Source organism: Duganella sp. OV510, from assembly GCF_900100205.1.
Lineage (GTDB): Bacteria > Pseudomonadota > Gammaproteobacteria > Burkholderiales > Burkholderiaceae_D > Rugamonas.
The window spans coordinates 355,482-369,277 of the sequence record NZ_FNEQ01000001.1; the positions used below are offsets into that span (position 1 = coordinate 355,482).

The 13,796-nt window shown below is 63.6% G+C and carries 13 protein-coding genes; 4 read left to right on the forward strand and 9 right to left on the reverse strand.

The window, feature by feature from the left end; genetic code table 11:
* The first annotated feature begins 70 nt into the window (after nucleotides 1-70).
* Nucleotides 71-805 carry a substrate-binding periplasmic protein gene (locus tag BLS51_RS01715; protein WP_229207427.1) on the forward strand — a complete coding sequence of 245 codons (735 nt, stop codon included), beginning with the start codon at nucleotides 71-73 and terminating at the stop codon, nucleotides 803-805.
* Here BLS51_RS01715 and ctaD read toward each other — a convergent pair.
* Genes ctaD through BLS51_RS01730 form a run of 3 tightly spaced genes read right to left on the reverse strand, consistent with a single transcriptional unit; the run spans nucleotide 792 to nucleotide 4,659 of the window.
* Nucleotides 792-3,284, reverse strand: a complete 2,493-nt coding sequence (gene ctaD, locus BLS51_RS01720) for a cytochrome c oxidase subunit I (protein WP_090179302.1) — start codon at nucleotides 3,282-3,284, stop codon at nucleotides 792-794. The genes BLS51_RS01715 and ctaD overlap by 14 nt on opposite strands.
* Nucleotides 3,281-4,303 carry a c-type cytochrome gene (locus BLS51_RS01725; protein WP_090179299.1) on the reverse strand — a complete coding sequence of 341 codons (1,023 nt, stop codon included), beginning with the start codon at nucleotides 4,301-4,303 and terminating at the stop codon, nucleotides 3,281-3,283. The genes ctaD and BLS51_RS01725 overlap by 4 nt, the downstream gene beginning before the upstream one ends.
* Nucleotides 4,300-4,659: a c-type cytochrome gene (locus tag BLS51_RS01730; RefSeq protein ID WP_229207426.1), complete on the reverse strand. Its 360-nt coding sequence runs from the start codon at nucleotides 4,657-4,659 to the stop codon at nucleotides 4,300-4,302. Before BLS51_RS01730 ends, BLS51_RS01725 begins: the two co-directional genes overlap by 4 nt.
* A gap of 81 nt (nucleotides 4,660-4,740) precedes the next feature.
* On the opposite strand from BLS51_RS01730, the gene BLS51_RS01735 reads away from it, so the two are divergent.
* Nucleotides 4,741-5,604 carry a c-type cytochrome gene (locus BLS51_RS01735; RefSeq protein WP_090179296.1) on the forward strand — a complete coding sequence of 288 codons (864 nt, stop codon included), beginning with the start codon at nucleotides 4,741-4,743 and terminating at the stop codon, nucleotides 5,602-5,604.
* 42 nt (nucleotides 5,605-5,646) lie between these two features.
* Here BLS51_RS01735 and urtE read toward each other — a convergent pair whose 3' ends face one another.
* The 6 genes from urtE to BLS51_RS01765 form a co-directional block, all read right to left on the reverse strand.
* Entirely contained in the window at nucleotides 5,647-6,345 is a 699-nt protein-coding gene (gene urtE, locus BLS51_RS01740; protein WP_090179292.1) for an urea ABC transporter ATP-binding subunit UrtE, read from the reverse strand.
* A 4-nt stretch (nucleotides 6,346-6,349) separates the two neighbouring features.
* Complete coding sequence (gene urtD, locus BLS51_RS01745; protein WP_090179287.1) at nucleotides 6,350-7,144, reverse strand: urea ABC transporter ATP-binding protein UrtD; 795 nt, start codon at nucleotides 7,142-7,144, stop codon at nucleotides 6,350-6,352.
* Nucleotides 7,141-8,214: an urea ABC transporter permease subunit UrtC gene (gene urtC / locus BLS51_RS01750; protein WP_090179285.1), complete on the reverse strand. Its 1,074-nt coding sequence runs from the start codon at nucleotides 8,212-8,214 to the stop codon at nucleotides 7,141-7,143. Before urtC ends, urtD begins: the two co-directional genes overlap by 4 nt.
* Nucleotides 8,211-9,785: an urea ABC transporter permease subunit UrtB gene (gene urtB / locus BLS51_RS01755; protein WP_090179282.1), complete on the reverse strand. Its 1,575-nt coding sequence runs from the start codon at nucleotides 9,783-9,785 to the stop codon at nucleotides 8,211-8,213. Before urtB ends, urtC begins: the two co-directional genes overlap by 4 nt.
* 87 nt (nucleotides 9,786-9,872) lie before the next feature.
* Nucleotides 9,873-11,069, reverse strand: coding sequence for an urea ABC transporter substrate-binding protein (gene urtA, locus BLS51_RS01760; protein ID WP_229207476.1), 1,197 nt, complete (start codon nucleotides 11,067-11,069; stop codon nucleotides 9,873-9,875).
* 82 nt (nucleotides 11,070-11,151) lie between these two features.
* Nucleotides 11,152-12,264 (reverse strand): porin, encoded by a 1,113-nt coding sequence (locus BLS51_RS01765; protein WP_229207425.1) that lies wholly within the window; start codon nucleotides 12,262-12,264, stop codon nucleotides 11,152-11,154.
* Nucleotides 12,265-12,407: 143 nt separating this feature from the next.
* Here BLS51_RS01765 and BLS51_RS01770 point away from each other — a divergent pair, with 143 nt between their 5' ends.
* The gene (locus BLS51_RS01770) at nucleotides 12,408-12,635 is read left to right on the forward strand and encodes a hypothetical protein (RefSeq protein ID WP_090179274.1); all 228 of its coding nucleotides are present in this window, start codon (nucleotides 12,408-12,410) and stop codon (nucleotides 12,633-12,635) included.
* Nucleotides 12,636-12,713: 78 nt separating this feature from the next.
* Nucleotides 12,714-13,796, forward strand: a complete 1,083-nt coding sequence (locus BLS51_RS01775) for a DNA topoisomerase IB (RefSeq protein ID WP_090179271.1) — start codon at nucleotides 12,714-12,716, stop codon at nucleotides 13,794-13,796.

Below are 13,796 nucleotides of genomic sequence, written 5' to 3' on the forward strand. Positions count from 1 at the left end.
GTGGATGAATGTTCGCCTATTCCTCCTCGTCTCAGCCTTGTGCGCAAGTGCACGTGCGGCGGATATTCCGGTGACGATCTATGCCGATGCCGGCTATCCGCCGTACTCCTACGAAAAGGACGGCAAGCCAGCCGGCTTGTACTACGAGATCGCGCGCGCCGCCTTCAGCCGCATGCATGGCTACCGGATCGAGGTGCAGGCCGTGCCATGGAAGCGCGGCATGGCGCTGCTGCGCACAGGCACCGGCTTCGCGCTGTATCCACCCTATAAGAACACCAAGGACGAGCCGTGGACCTGGCCGTATTCGCTGCCGCTGTACGATGAGCGCGTGGTGGCCGTATGCCGCAAGGAGGTGCTGACGGCCAGGCCGCGCAAGCACTGGCCGGAGGACTTCTATGGTCTGACCATCGGCAACAACGCCGGCTTCATCGTCGGCGGCGACGCGTTTTCGTACGCGGTGCGCGCCGGCCTGCTACGCATGGAAGAAGGCAAGGACAGCGAAACCAATATCATCAAACTGGGACTCAGGCGGATCGACTGCTATATCAATGACCGCGTATCGATCCAGTGGACACTCAATCAATTGAAGTCCGAAGGCAAGTACATGGAAGGCGGCACGCACGCCGAACTGGCCGAGGCGGCGGTGATTGCGGTGAAACAGGGCTACCTCGGCTACACCAGCCGGGACAACGGCAAGTACGCCTACAAAGCGGACTTTGTCCACCAGTTCGACAGCGCCATCGCGCAGATGAAACGCAGCGGCGAGATCGACAGCATCGTCCGCAATTTTTTCAAGGCCCACTGACGAGACGCAGCGCCACCACCATCGCCAGCCCTTGCAGCGTGACGTAGTGCCACACAAGCGTGCAGTTGTCCAGCGTCGCGCGGTTGACTGCGCTGAGCCGGCCACACCACGAGCGCGCCCACAGATAGAGCGCCAGTATCGTCAGCAAGACCGCATGCAAGCCCTGATAAGCCAGCATCGCCGCCACCGTCGCCGCCCATGCGGTGGCGGTGGCGTCCAGTCCTGCCGCCAGATGCGCGCCGATTTCGCCTGCCACACCCGACAGCATGCAGATCAGCGCCAGCGCGAAGGCCGCCCGCTGCCAGCCATCCGCCGCGCGGCGACGCGCCCAGGCCATCAGCAGCGAGCCGGCCAGCAGCGCGCCGCAGGTCGCCCAGCTCCAGGCCGCCGGTGGCAGGCTGTTGCCGGGTGGCGGGCAAATGTCCAGCCGCATCGCAATGTGAATGTGCGCGAAGACGAAGGATGCGAAGATGGTGGCGTCCACCACCAGCATGATGATGGTGGACCACCACGAGTGGGACAGCACGCCGTGGGCGCCGACCGGCAGCACCACATCGTCGGCCACGCGCGCGGTGCGCGTCAACGGCAGGCTGTCCGACTGCCACATCCAGGCCACTACTGATGCCACGGCGATCACACCGCAAATCCAGGCGGCGATCGCCATCTGTATCGTCAGCAGCAGGAAGAAGCCGGCCGTGCCGAGGGCGGCGGTCAGCGGCAACCAGCTGTCACCGGGCAGCACCTGCACGTATAAGGGCCTGGCCTGCACCGGGCTGGTCACGATCGTCTCGCGCCGGCCGGTCTGGGTGCCTGGCAACCAGTGCGCGCCCTGCTCGACTTCTTGCGACAACTGCGGATCGTCCCACAGCGGCTCGCGCGAACGCACATCGGGAATGCTGCGGGTGGCGTAGTCCTCGGCGGGTATCCACTCCAATGTCGGCGCCTGCCATGGATTGCCGTGCTCCTGCTTCGGCCGCCGCAGCGTGCGCGCCGCATCCACCATGAACAGCAATATGCCGAGCGCCAGTATCTGCGCGCCAATGCTGGAGGCGAGGTTCAGTCCATCCCAGCCCATCTCCGACGAATAGGTGTAGACGCGGCGCGGCATGCCCAGCAAGCCGCTGATGTGCATCGGGAAGAACGCCAGGTTCATCCCGGTGAACATCAGGCCAAATACCCAGCGGCCGAGCCTTTCGGACAGGCGATGGCCATTCACCAGCGGCAGCCAGTAATACAGCGCGCCGAACATCGGGAATACCAGTCCGCCGATCAGCACATAATGAAAGTGCGCGACGATGAAGTAGCTGTCGTGCGCCTGCCAGTCAAATGGCAGCACCGCGACCATCACGCCGGTCAGCCCGCCCAGCACAAAGATGAACAGGAAGCCCAGTATGAACAGCATCGGCGCGTTGATCCTGGCCTGGCCGCGCCATAGTGTGGCAATCCATGCGAACACTTGCACAGCCGTCGGTACCGCCACGATCATGCTGGCAGCCGACACCAGCGTGGATGACCACAGGCTCAGGCCAGCCGTGAACATATGATGCGCCCACAGCGCGAAACTGACCACGCCGACCACGCCCAGCGCGATGACCACCGGCCGGTGTCCCACCAGCGGCGCGCCCACCAGCGTCGGCAGCATCATCGACACCATGCCGGCCGCCGGCAGGAAGATGATGTACACCTCGGGATGGCCGAAGAACCAGAACAGATGCTGCCACAGTATCGGATCGCCGCCGCGCTCGGGAATGAAGAACGGCCAGTCGTAGGCGCGTTCCAGTTCCAGCAGCGTGGTGCCGGCGATGATCGCCGGGAAGGCGAACACGATCATCAAGGCAATCACCAGCATGGCCCAGGCGTAGACCGGCATGCGGCTCAGCGTCATGCCCGGCGCGCGGGTGAACAGGATGCCGACAATCAGTTCGATCGCGCCGGCGATGGCGGAGATTTCGATGAAGCCTATGCCCAGCAGCCAGAAGTCGGCGTTGATGCCGGGCGAATGCTCCTTGCCGGTCAGCGGCGGATACATGAACCAGCCGCCATCTGGCGCCATGCCGGCGAAGATGCTGAGGAAGAAGCCAATGCCGCCAGCCGCGTAAGCCCAGTATGCGTACGCCGACAGGCGCGGGAACGGCAGGTCGCGCGCGCCCAGCATGGCGGGTAGCAGGAATACCGAGATCGCTTCCACCACGGGAATCGCGAACAGGAACATCATCACCGTGCCGTGCATGGTGAATACCTGGTTGTAGACGTTAGGGCTGAGCAGCGTGCTGTCGGGCATCGCCAGCTGCGCGCGGATCAGCAAGCCAAGCACGCCGGCCAGCACGAAGAACAATAGCGCAGTGCCGATGTAGAGTTGTCCGATGGTGGCGTTGTTGACCGTGGTGAGGAAGCGCAAGCCGCGCGGCGTGCGCCAGACGCGCTCCAGCGCTTCCAGTTCGCCTTCCGGGCGCGGCAGGGAACTCAGTGGCTTGTTCATTTGAGGTGCTCCAGATAGGCGGCCAGCGCTTGCAGCGTGGCGCCGTCCATGTCCGCGCTGGCAGGCATGCGCACGCCGGGCTTGAAGCTGTGCGGATTGGCGATCCAGGCTGCCAGTGCGCCACGGTCATTGCGCAGCGTGCCCGCGCCGATATACAGGCGGCTACCCACATGCGTCAGATCCGGCCCGACACCGCCCTCGCCCGCCGGCCGGCCCGCCACGCCCTCGCTGACGCCGCGCACGACATGACAAGCGCCACAGCGCTGCGCCACAAAAGCCCGCCGTCCCGCCTCAACCAGCCCCGCCGTCGCATCGCCATGCTCCGCCGCCTGCCCATCGGCCTGACTGCCGCGCGCTGCTGCCCTGCCGTCTGCGGCTCGGCTAGCGCGCGCTGGCCGGACTTGCGCGGCGAGCCATGCCGCAAATTCCTGCTCGCTCTGGGCAACGACATGCAGCGCCATGCGCGCATGCTGCTCGCCGCAATATTCCGCGCACTGCGCCCGATACACGCCCGCGCGATCTGCCCGCAAGGTCAAGCCATGCACGCGCCCCGGCACCATGTCCACCTTGCCCGCCAGCGCAGGCACCCAGAAACTATGAATCACATCCGCGCTGCTCAAGCCCAGATACACCGGCCGCCCCACCGGCAGCCGTATCTCATTGGCCAGCACAATATCCGGCCCACCGGCCGGATCGGTATAACGCACCTCCCACCACCAAAGCCGCGCCACCACCGCAATCTTTACCGCATGCTGCGACGACACCTCGCTCAACTGCGCGCTGCGCAACGTCGAAAATGCCAGCAGCGAAGACAGCACCAGCACCGGCAAGGCAATGCCGCCACCCCACAACCACCAGCGCACGCGCACCACGCGCCGCCCGCGCAAGCCCATCACGCACAACACCATGACCATAACAAACACCAGCACCGCGCCGCCAGTCAGCACCCACGCCAACTGCGCGATCACTTCCGCGTCCGGTCCGGCTGGATGCAATGCCGATTGCTGAGGGCTCGTCATGGCAGCGAATACAGATAAGCCGCCATATGGCGTGCATCTTCTTCGGACACACCCATGGCCGGCATGGTGGTCCCTGGTTTCAGCGCCGGCGGATTGACCAGCCAGCGCGCCAGCATCTCCGGCGTATTCGGCACGCTGCCAGCGATATAGCTGCGCTGCCCGAAACTGTCGAGCGGCGGCGCAAGCTGGCCGCGCGCCGCCGGCACACCGGCAATCTGATGGCAAGTCCCGCACTGGTATTGCGCCAGCAACTGCTTGCCTAGCCGGGCATCGCCATTCGCCACACGCACAGCTTCCTGCTTGCCGCTATCGCAAGCGGCCAGCCATGCCAGTGGGAGCAGAAAAAGGATGCGCACGATTGGGGACCTGTCTAAGCCTGTCGTCCCGATATACTATAAGAATCACAATATTCTTGTCTTTTCAATAGGACGCAAGCCATGGCCACCGCCCGTCGCAGACTCGTCGCCCTCACCATTGCCGCCGCGCTGGCGGTGATGGCGGTGCTGGCCGCTGCTGGCGGCGCCGTGATGCTGTACGGCGGCTTCTACAACGCCGGCGCAACGCAGCCGCATTTCCAGTGGGTCCACAGCCTGCTGGAAATCGCGCTGCACCGGTCAGTGCGCAACCACGCGCGCGATATCGCCACGCCGGCCAGCGTCAGTGCGAACGCGAACGTGCGAAGCGCGCTGGTGCTGCGCGGCGCCGGCCTGTATCGCGACAATTGCCTGGTTTGCCACGGCGCGCCGGGCGTGGCGCAAGGCGATATCGGCAAAAGCATGCAACCGATCCCCGGCCCGCTGTCCGACGCCGCCCGCCACTGGAAGCCGAATGAACTCTATTGGATTACGCGCCACGGCATCAAGATGAGCGGCATGCCGGCCTGGCAGTACCACCTCGCCGACCAGGACATCTGGGCCGTCGTCGCCTTCCTGACAGTGCTGCCAGCGCTGTCGCCAGCGGCGTATGATGCACTTGCCGGGCAGGCTGGCCACCCGGAACGTGCACCACGCGCGGCATACGCGCAACCAGACATTGAGCGTGGCCGCCTCGCATTGACGCAATACGCCTGCAACGCCTGTCATCAGATTCCCGGCGTCACCGGACCCGCCACCATGGTCGGGCCGCCGCTGCACGATATGGCGAAACGCGAATACATCGCCGGCCGCTTGCCCAACAATGCCGCCAATCTCGCGCGATGGATACAAGATCCACAACGCATTCACGCGCAAAGCGCGATGCCCGGCATGGGCGTCACCGAATCCGATGCGCGCGACATCGCCGCCTACCTGCTGAAGCCATAACTGAAAAAAAACGCATGTCCGCCCGAACCTTGCACAATCTCGTCAGACTGCCAGGTGACGCTTGACCTCGGGATCGTTCATCGCCGCCTGCGCGCCGGACGCCACCACTTCGCCGCGCGACAGCACCATGAACTGATCCGCCAGTTCGTGCGCAAAATCGAAATACTGCTCACACAGCAGGATCGCCATGTCGCCACGCTGGCGCAGCAGCCGGATCACGTTGCCGATATCCTTGATGATGGACGGCTGGATGCCCTCGGTCGGCTCGTCCAGGATAATCAGCTTCGGCTCGGCCAGCAGAGCGCGCGCAATCGCCAGCTGTTGCTGCTGGCCGCCGGACAAGTCGCCGCCGCGCCGGTGCAGCATCTCTCTGAGCACCGGGAACAGCTCATACACCTCGCCCTTGATCATATGCGCCTTCTTGCCGCCATGCGTGGCAAGCCCCATCAGCAGGTTTTCCTCCACCGTCAAGCGCGCGAAAATCTCCCGCCCCTGCGGCACATAAGCGATGCCGGCCCGCGCCCGCTGGTGCGGCGCCAGCCTCGTGATGTCACGCCCTTCCAGCCGCACACTGCCCGCCGACACTGGCAACACGCCCATCAGGCACTTCAGCAAGGTGGTCTTGCCGACGCCATTGCGGCCCAACAGCGCCATGCACTTGCCCTTTTCCAGCTGCAGCGACACGCCGCGCAAGGTGTGCGAAGAACCATAGTATTGATTGATTTTTTCAACTTGCAGCATAGCGTCAGCGTCCCAGATAAACTTCGATCACCCGTTCGTCGGCCTGCACCTCGGCCATCAAGCCTTGCGCCAGCACCGAACCCTCGTGCAGCACCGTCACCGTGCCCTGCTGCGCGATTTCGGTGACAAACGCCATGTCATGTTCGACCACCATGATCGAATGCTTGCCACGCAATTCGTTCAGCAGCTCCGCCGTGCGCGCTGTTTCGGCATCCGACATGCCTGCCACCGGCTCATCAAGCAGGATCAATTGCGGCTCCTGCATCAGCAGCATGCCGATTTCCAGCCACTGCTTCTGGCCGTGCGACAGCAGCCCGGCCAGCCGCCGCTCGCTGCCGTTCAGCCGGATCAGCGTGAGGATCTCCTCGATCTTGTCACGCTGTTCGGACGACAGCCGCGAGAACAAGGTCGGCCGCACGCGCTTGTCCATCTTCATCGCCAGCTCAAGGTTCTCGAACACCGTATGCTGTTCGAACACCGTCGGCCGCTGGAATTTGCGGCCGATGCCGGCGTGCGCGATCTCATGCTCGCTCATGCGGCTCAGGTCCATGGTCTGGCCAAAGAACGCCGTGCCGGACGTCGGCCGCGTCTTGCCGGTGATGACGTCCATCATGGTAGTCTTGCCGGCGCCGTTCGGGCCGATAATGCAGCGCAGCTCACCGACCGAAATATCCAGGCTCAGTTTATTCAGCGCACGGAAGCCGTCGAACACCACGCTGATCTCTTCCAGATACAGGATCGCACCGTGCGTCGTATCCAACCCTTGCAGGGCGATGCGTCCATCGTTCATTGCGCTCATGCCTGCTCCTTGCGTACCAGCCCGGCGATGCCGCGCGGCAGATAGCGCGTCACCAGGATAAAGATCAAACCGAGGGCGAACAGCCACAGGTCCGGGAAGGCGCCGGTGAACCAGCTTTTCAGGCCGTTCACAGAAAACGCGCCGAGGATAGGACCGAGCAGCGTGCCGCGGCCACCTACCGCCGCCCAGATCACCATCTCGATCGAGTTCGCCGGCGACATCTCGGATGGATTGATGATACCCACCTGCGGCACATACAGCGCGCCGGCAATCCCGCACAGCACCGCCGACAGTGTCCACACAAAGAGCTTGAACCATAGCGGGTTATAGCCGATGAACATCAGGCGCGACTCGGAATCCCGCACCGCCTGCAGCACGCGTCCCAGCTTGGACCTGACGATCCAGCGGCACAGCAGCAGCGCGCCGACCAGCACCGCCAGCGTCACCAGGTACAGCGTCGCCTTGGTGCCCGGCGCATTGATCGGAAAACCGAGTATGCGCTTGAAGTCGGTGAAGCCGTTGTTACCGCCAAAGCCGGTGTTATTACGGAAGAACAGCAGCATGAAGGCATATGTCATCGCCTGCGTGATGATCGAGAAGTACACGCCCTTGATGCGGGAGCGGAAGGCAAAGAAGCCGAACAGGAAGGCCAGCACGCCCGGCACCAGCACCACCAGGGCCAGCGCCACCCAGAAGCTGTCGGTGCCGCTCCAGAACCACGGATAGGTTTTCCAGTCGAGGAACACCATGAAATCCGGCAGATCGCTTTGGTACACACCTTCGCGGCCGATGGCGCGCATCAGGTACATGCCATGCGCATAAGCGCCCAGCGCGAAGAACACGCCATGGCCCAGCGACAGGATGCCGGCGTAACCCCACACCATGTCCAGCGCCAGCGCCGCCAGCGCATAGCACATGAACTTGCCGATCAGGCTCACCATGTAACTCGGTACATGCAGCGGATGGCCGTCCGCGAAGAAGAGATTCAGCAGCGGCAGCGCCGCCAGCACCAGCGTGCACGCGGCGATGCCGCCCCACGCCCGGCGCGAAAACAAGGATGGTTGGTTCATTCAGCGCTCCTGCCTTTCATGGCGAACAGCCCTTGCGGACGCTTCTGGATAAAGATGATGATGAAAATGAGGATGGCGATCTTGGCCAGCACCGCGCCCGCCACCGGCTCCAGGAATTTGTTGGCTTCGCCAAGGCCCAGCGCGGCGATCACGGTGCCGGCCAATTGGCCAACACCGCCCAGCACCACCACCATGAACGAGTCGACGACGTAGCCCTGGCCCAGGTCCGGCCCGACATTTCCCAGCTGCGACAACGCAACGCCACCCAGTCCGGCAATGCCGGAACCGAGACCGAAAGTCATCATGTCTATCCTGGCGGTCGACACGCCGACACAGCCGGCCATGCGGCGGTTCTGCATCACCGCGCGGACGAACAGGCCAAGACGGGTTTTATTCAGGATCAGCCACACACCCGCCACCACCAGCGCGGCAAACACGATGATGGCGATGCGGTTATACGCCAGCACCAGCGAGCCAAGCACGGTGACGCCGCCCGACATCCACGCCGGGTTGGCCACCTCGACGTTTTGCGCGCCGAAGATGGTGCGCACGGCCTGCATCAATATCAGGCTGATGCCCCAGGTGGCCAGCAGGGTTTCCAGCGGACGCCCGTAGAGCCAGCGGATCACTGTGCGTTCCAGCGCAACGCCGACCAGCGCGGTGACGATGAAGGCGGCCGGCAGCGCCGCCACCAGATACCAGTCCAGCGCATCCGGCATCCAGCGGCGGAACGCCAGCTGGCACAGATAGGTGGTGTAGGCGCCGATCATCAGCAGCTCGCCATGCGCCATGTTGATGATGCCCATCAGGCCAAAGGTGATGGCCAGGCCAAGCGCCGCCAGCAGCAGCACGCTGCCCAGCGAGACGCCGTAGAACAGGTTGCCGACAAATTCCGTGCGCGCGAGGCGGCTGTCCAGCGCTTGCAGCGTCTGCGCGGCGGCGATGCGCACCGATTGGTCGGGATCTTGCGACAGCATGCTTTGCAGCGTTGGCCGCAGGCTGGCGTTGCTGCTGTCGGCCAGCGCCTCGACGGCGGCGCGGCGTTGTGCAGCTTGCGGCGCATGCAGGTTGGCGGTGGCGGCGACGAGCCGCAGCAGGCTGCGGATTTCAGCGTCGGTTTCCTTGCCCAGCGCCTTTTCGATCAACGGCGCTTGCGCCAGCGTGGCGCTTTTTTGCAGTTCAGTGACAGCGGCCAGGCGTTGCGCGCGGTCGGGTGAAAACATCTTCAGTGCGGACATCGCGTCTTCGACGGCGCCGCGCAGGCGGTTGTTGACCATGATGCCGTCCAGGCCCTCGGGCATGGCCACGGCGGCGCCGCTGGCGGCGTCAATGGCCTTGTCATCGGCGACGATGTATAGCTTGCCATCCGGCGTGGCATAGACGCCGCCGTTTTGCAGCGATGCCAGGAAGCGCGTGGCCTCGTCGGTGGCCAGCGCACCGATCTTGCCAACGGCCTCGACGCGCGCGTCCATATCATCGCCTGCCAGCGGTGCCAGCGTTTCCGGGGGAATGGCTGCCGACGCCGAAGCGCTAAAACACAGGCAAGCAATCAACAATAGTTTGCGTAACATAGTAGTTCCAGTATGCGGAAATCGCACAACCCGCACGGCGGCGGCCAGGGGACTGGCCCCGCCACATGGGGATGAGGCGCGGCTCAATCAGAGTTTCTGCTTGCCTTCATTACCCGGAATGAACGGGCTCCATGGATTGGCACGCACCGGACCTGGCGTTTTCCACACCACGTTGAACTGCCCATCCGGACGGATTTCGCCAATGAACACTGGCTTGTGCAGGTGGTGATTGGTGGCGTCCATCGTCAGCGTGAAGCCGGATGGCGCCTTGAAGGTCTGGCCGCCCATCGCCGCGATCACCTTGTTGGTGTCGGTCGACTTGGCCTTCTCCACCGCCTGCGCCCACATATGGATACCGACATAGGTAGCTTCCATCGGATCGTTGGTCACCACCGTGGCGGCATTCGGCAGCTTCTTCGCCGCCGCATAGGCTTTCCACTTCTTGATGAAGTCCGTATTCACCGGATTCTTCACCGACTGGAAGTAGTTCCACGCCGCCAGGTGGCCCACCAGCGGCTTGGTGTCTACGCCACGCAGTTCCTCTTCGCCAACCGAGAACGCCACCACCGGCACATCGGTCGCCTTCAGGCCGGCGTTGCCCAGCTCCTTGTAGAACGGCACATTCGAATCGCCGTTGATGGTCGAGATCACCGCCGTCTTGCCGCCCGCAGCAAACTTCTTGATGTTGGCGACGATGGTCTGGTAATCCGAATGGCCGAACGGCGTGTACACCTCGTCGATGTCGCTGTCCTTCACACCTTTGCTCTTCAGGAAGGCACGCAGGATCTTGTTGGTGGTGCGCGGATAAACATAGTCGGTCCCCAGCAGCACGAAACGCTTGGCGCCACCGCCGTCCTTGCTCATCAGGTATTCGACCGCCGGAATCGCCTGCTGGTTAGGTGCGGCGCCGGTGTAGAACACGTTCTTCTCCAGTTCCTCGCCCTCATACTGCACAGGGTAGAACAGCAGCGAGTTCAGCTCCTTGAACACCGGCAGCACCGACTTGCGCGACACCGACGTCCAGCAGCCGAAGACCACCGCCACCTTGTCCTGCGCGATCAGGCCACGTGCCTTTTCCGCGAACAGCGGCCAGTTGGAAGCGGGGTCCACCACCACCGGCTCCAGCTTCTTGCCCATCACGCCGCCCTTGGCGTTGATTTCATCGATGGTCATCAGGGCCACATCTTTCAGCGAAGTCTCCGAGATGGCCATGGTGCCGGACAGCGAATGCAGGATGCCGACCTTGATGGTGTCGGCGGCGTAGGCCTGCGTGCCGGCGGCCATCAGTGCGGTGGCGGCGGCGATGCGGCTCAGGGTGCCGATAAAATGACGACGATTTTGCATGGGTTAGCTCCGTGGTGGTTAATCAGTATTGAAGTTGCAACGCGATCTGGAACTTGTCCTGATCGGCGGCGCTGGTGACTTTGGTCTTGGAATACACGGCGCTGATCTGCGCGTTGTAGCCATCGATGATGTAGTTGGCGCCGATGTCGAACTGTCTGGTGTCGATGTTGGTGTCGGCGGCGAACTTCTGCCAGCGCACGAAGGGCTGGAACTTGCCCCAGCCGGCCTTCTGCTCGAAGATGTAGGACGCACCGGCCGAATAGGCCTTGCCCTGCTCGGACTTGATGATGTCGTCGGTATCGTATTTGTACCAGGCAGCTTCGATGGCGAAGGCGCCGGCGCCCTTGATGCGTTTCTCCAGCAGGAAGTCGACGTTATACGAGCTGTAGTCGCCTGCCTTGCCGACCGTGAGGACGCCATCTTTCTGCGTACGGCCGGCCACGCCGATGGCCAGGATATCGGCGCCGCCGAGGTAATTGCCGGTGCCGTAATAGCCCGGCTCCGCATCCCAGAAATCGTACTGCACGCGGCCCGCGTACATCAGCTTATCGTCAGCCTTGACGCCGGCCGCCTTGGCTTCGTTCTGCGTCAGCGAGCCGATGCCGAAGGTGTGGCCCTCGAAAGCGCCGAAGGAGTAGCCAAGGCGTCCGCCGTCGCCGACATTGCCCCAGACGACCACGCCGTCATCGCGGCCACGGAAGATGCCGCCGTTATAGCCGTAACGCGAGGCCACGCCGGCCCAGTAGCCGCCACCCATCGAATAGTAAGGACCAGCCATATTGGCGCGATCGGACGGCGACAGCAGGCGGCCAGCCCAGATGTTCAGCTCCGGCGAGATGGCGAACTGGCCGGCTGCATCCAGCACGCGGATCTTGTCGCCGTCCCACTCGGTATTGAACATGCCCTTGATGTTCTTGTTCAGCGAGGCGCCGAAGAACAGGCGGCCGCTGTCCAGGTTAAAGTCGCTGGAGCGGCCGCCGTCCGGCGCGCCGTTTTCCGCACTGGTGTAGCTCTCGCGCAGGCCGAAGCCAACGGTCACCGACTTGTCCTCGCCAAAATTGACCGTCGCCCCGGCCCACGCATTACCTACCGCCGCAGCGGCCGCCGCCGCCCACAGCACCTTGTTCAACCCCATCTTGCTCTCCCCGTCTGGTTTTGGATGCGTCAAGATTAACTAGCCGACAATCTTCGAGATATACGTTGAATGACGTAGTGGCGCAGTTCGCACACCGCTCCGACGTGGCACAATATCGGCTTGCTTTTAATAGGAAGACCATCATGACCATATTTGCCGCCCCTGTTTTCGACGCCACCGTCATCTACGACGGCCATGAACTGTTCAAGGGCCAGGGGGCCGCCAAGGGCTGGGCCGAGAAGCTGGCCAAAGAACTGGAATCCGAGATCGGCGTCGAGAAGATCGGCACTGGCTGGGTGCTGACCGGCGCCGTCGACGGCGAGCCATGCAAGTGGAGCATCGTCGGCCAGCGCCTCAAGCGCATGGACTGAACACTTCGTGCGCTGGCGCACATCACCGCCCTGGTAGGCCGGGTAGGATGCATCGTACCTAGATCACCAAGGATAGTGATGAAGCGCGATGACATGCCTGCCGCCGACCTGGCCCCGATTGCCGCCAAACTGGCGGGGCTGCGGTATGTGCACGACGACCAGCCGGGCATCGCGCGCCGGCCACACGGCAAGAAGTTCCGCTATCTTGACAGCGAAGGCAAGGCCGTCAACGACGAAGACACGCTGGCGCGCATCAAGTCGCTGGTGATACCGCCGGCATGGTCCGACGTCTGGATCTGCAAGCACCCGCTCGGCCATCTGCAGGCCACCGGGCGCGATGCGCGCGGCCGCAAGCAGTACCGCTATCATCCGCGCTGGCGCAGCCACCGCGACGAGGCGAAGTACGAGCGCATGCTCAGCTTCGGCAAGGCGCTGCCGGCAATCCGCAAGGCGGTCGATGAAGCGCTGCGCAAGCCCGGCCTGCCGCGCGAGAAGGTGTTGGCCACCATCGTCTATCTGCTGGAAGCGACGCTGATGCGCATCGGGAACGAGGAATATGCGCGGGAGAACAAGTCCTTCGGCCTGACCACGCTGCGCGACCGCCATGTACGGCTCAACGGCAGCAAGGTGGAGTTCCGCTTCCGTGGCAAGAGCGGTGTGCATCACGCGGTCGAGGTGCATGACCGCCGCCTCGCGCGCATCATCTCGCGCATCCGCGACCTGCCGGGCCAGGAGCTGTTCCAGTACGAAGACGATGACGGCCAACCGCACGCCATCGGCTCGGCGGATGTCAACGACTACCTGCAATCGGTCACCGGCGCCGACTACACCGCCAAGGACTTCCGCACCTGGGCCGGCACCGTGCTGGCAGCGGTCGCGCTGCTGGAGTACGAGAAATACGATTCGGAAGCGCAGGCCAAGAAAAACATCGTGCAGGCGATTGAAGCGGTTGCCAAAAAGCTCGGCAATACGCCAACCATCTGCCGCAAATGCTATGTGCATCCGGCGGTGATCGAGTCCTATCTCGACGGCACCATGCTCGACACGCTGCGCCGCCGCGCGCAACAGGAACTCAAGGAAGACCTGCACGCGCTGCGACCTGAGGAAGCCGCCGTTCTCGCGCTGTTGCAGCAACGCCTCCAGCGGCAAAAACGAGAGTAA

What these genes read in the sequence shown, in the direction of transcription:
- ctaD (WP_090179302.1), bottom strand. Translation starts at nt 3,284, where the DNA reads ATGAACAAGCCACTGAGTTCCCTGCCGCGCCCGGAAGGCGAACTGGAA.
- BLS51_RS01725 (WP_090179299.1), bottom strand. Translation starts at nt 4,303, where the DNA reads ATGACGAGCCCTCAGCAATCGGCATTGCATCCAGCCGGACCGGACGCG.
- BLS51_RS01735 (WP_090179296.1), top strand. Translation starts at nt 4,741, where the DNA reads ATGGCCACCGCCCGTCGCAGACTCGTCGCCCTCACCATTGCCGCCGCG.
- urtE (WP_090179292.1), bottom strand. Translation starts at nt 6,345, where the DNA reads ATGCTGCAAGTTGAAAAAATCAATCAATACTATGGTTCTTCGCACACC.
- urtD (WP_090179287.1), bottom strand. Translation starts at nt 7,144, where the DNA reads ATGAGCGCAATGAACGATGGACGCATCGCCCTGCAAGGGTTGGATACG.
- urtC (WP_090179285.1), bottom strand. Translation starts at nt 8,214, where the DNA reads ATGAACCAACCATCCTTGTTTTCGCGCCGGGCGTGGGGCGGCATCGCC.
- urtB (WP_090179282.1), bottom strand. Translation starts at nt 9,785, where the DNA reads ATGTTACGCAAACTATTGTTGATTGCTTGCCTGTGTTTTAGCGCTTCG.
- urtA (WP_229207476.1), bottom strand. Translation starts at nt 11,069, where the DNA reads ATGGCCGCCGGCACGCAGGCCTACGCCGCCGACACCATCAAGGTCGGC.
- BLS51_RS01765 (WP_229207425.1), bottom strand. Translation starts at nt 12,264, where the DNA reads ATGGGGTTGAACAAGGTGCTGTGGGCGGCGGCGGCCGCTGCGGCGGTA.
- BLS51_RS01770 (WP_090179274.1), top strand. Translation starts at nt 12,408, where the DNA reads ATGACCATATTTGCCGCCCCTGTTTTCGACGCCACCGTCATCTACGAC.
- BLS51_RS01775 (WP_090179271.1), top strand. Translation starts at nt 12,714, where the DNA reads ATGAAGCGCGATGACATGCCTGCCGCCGACCTGGCCCCGATTGCCGCC.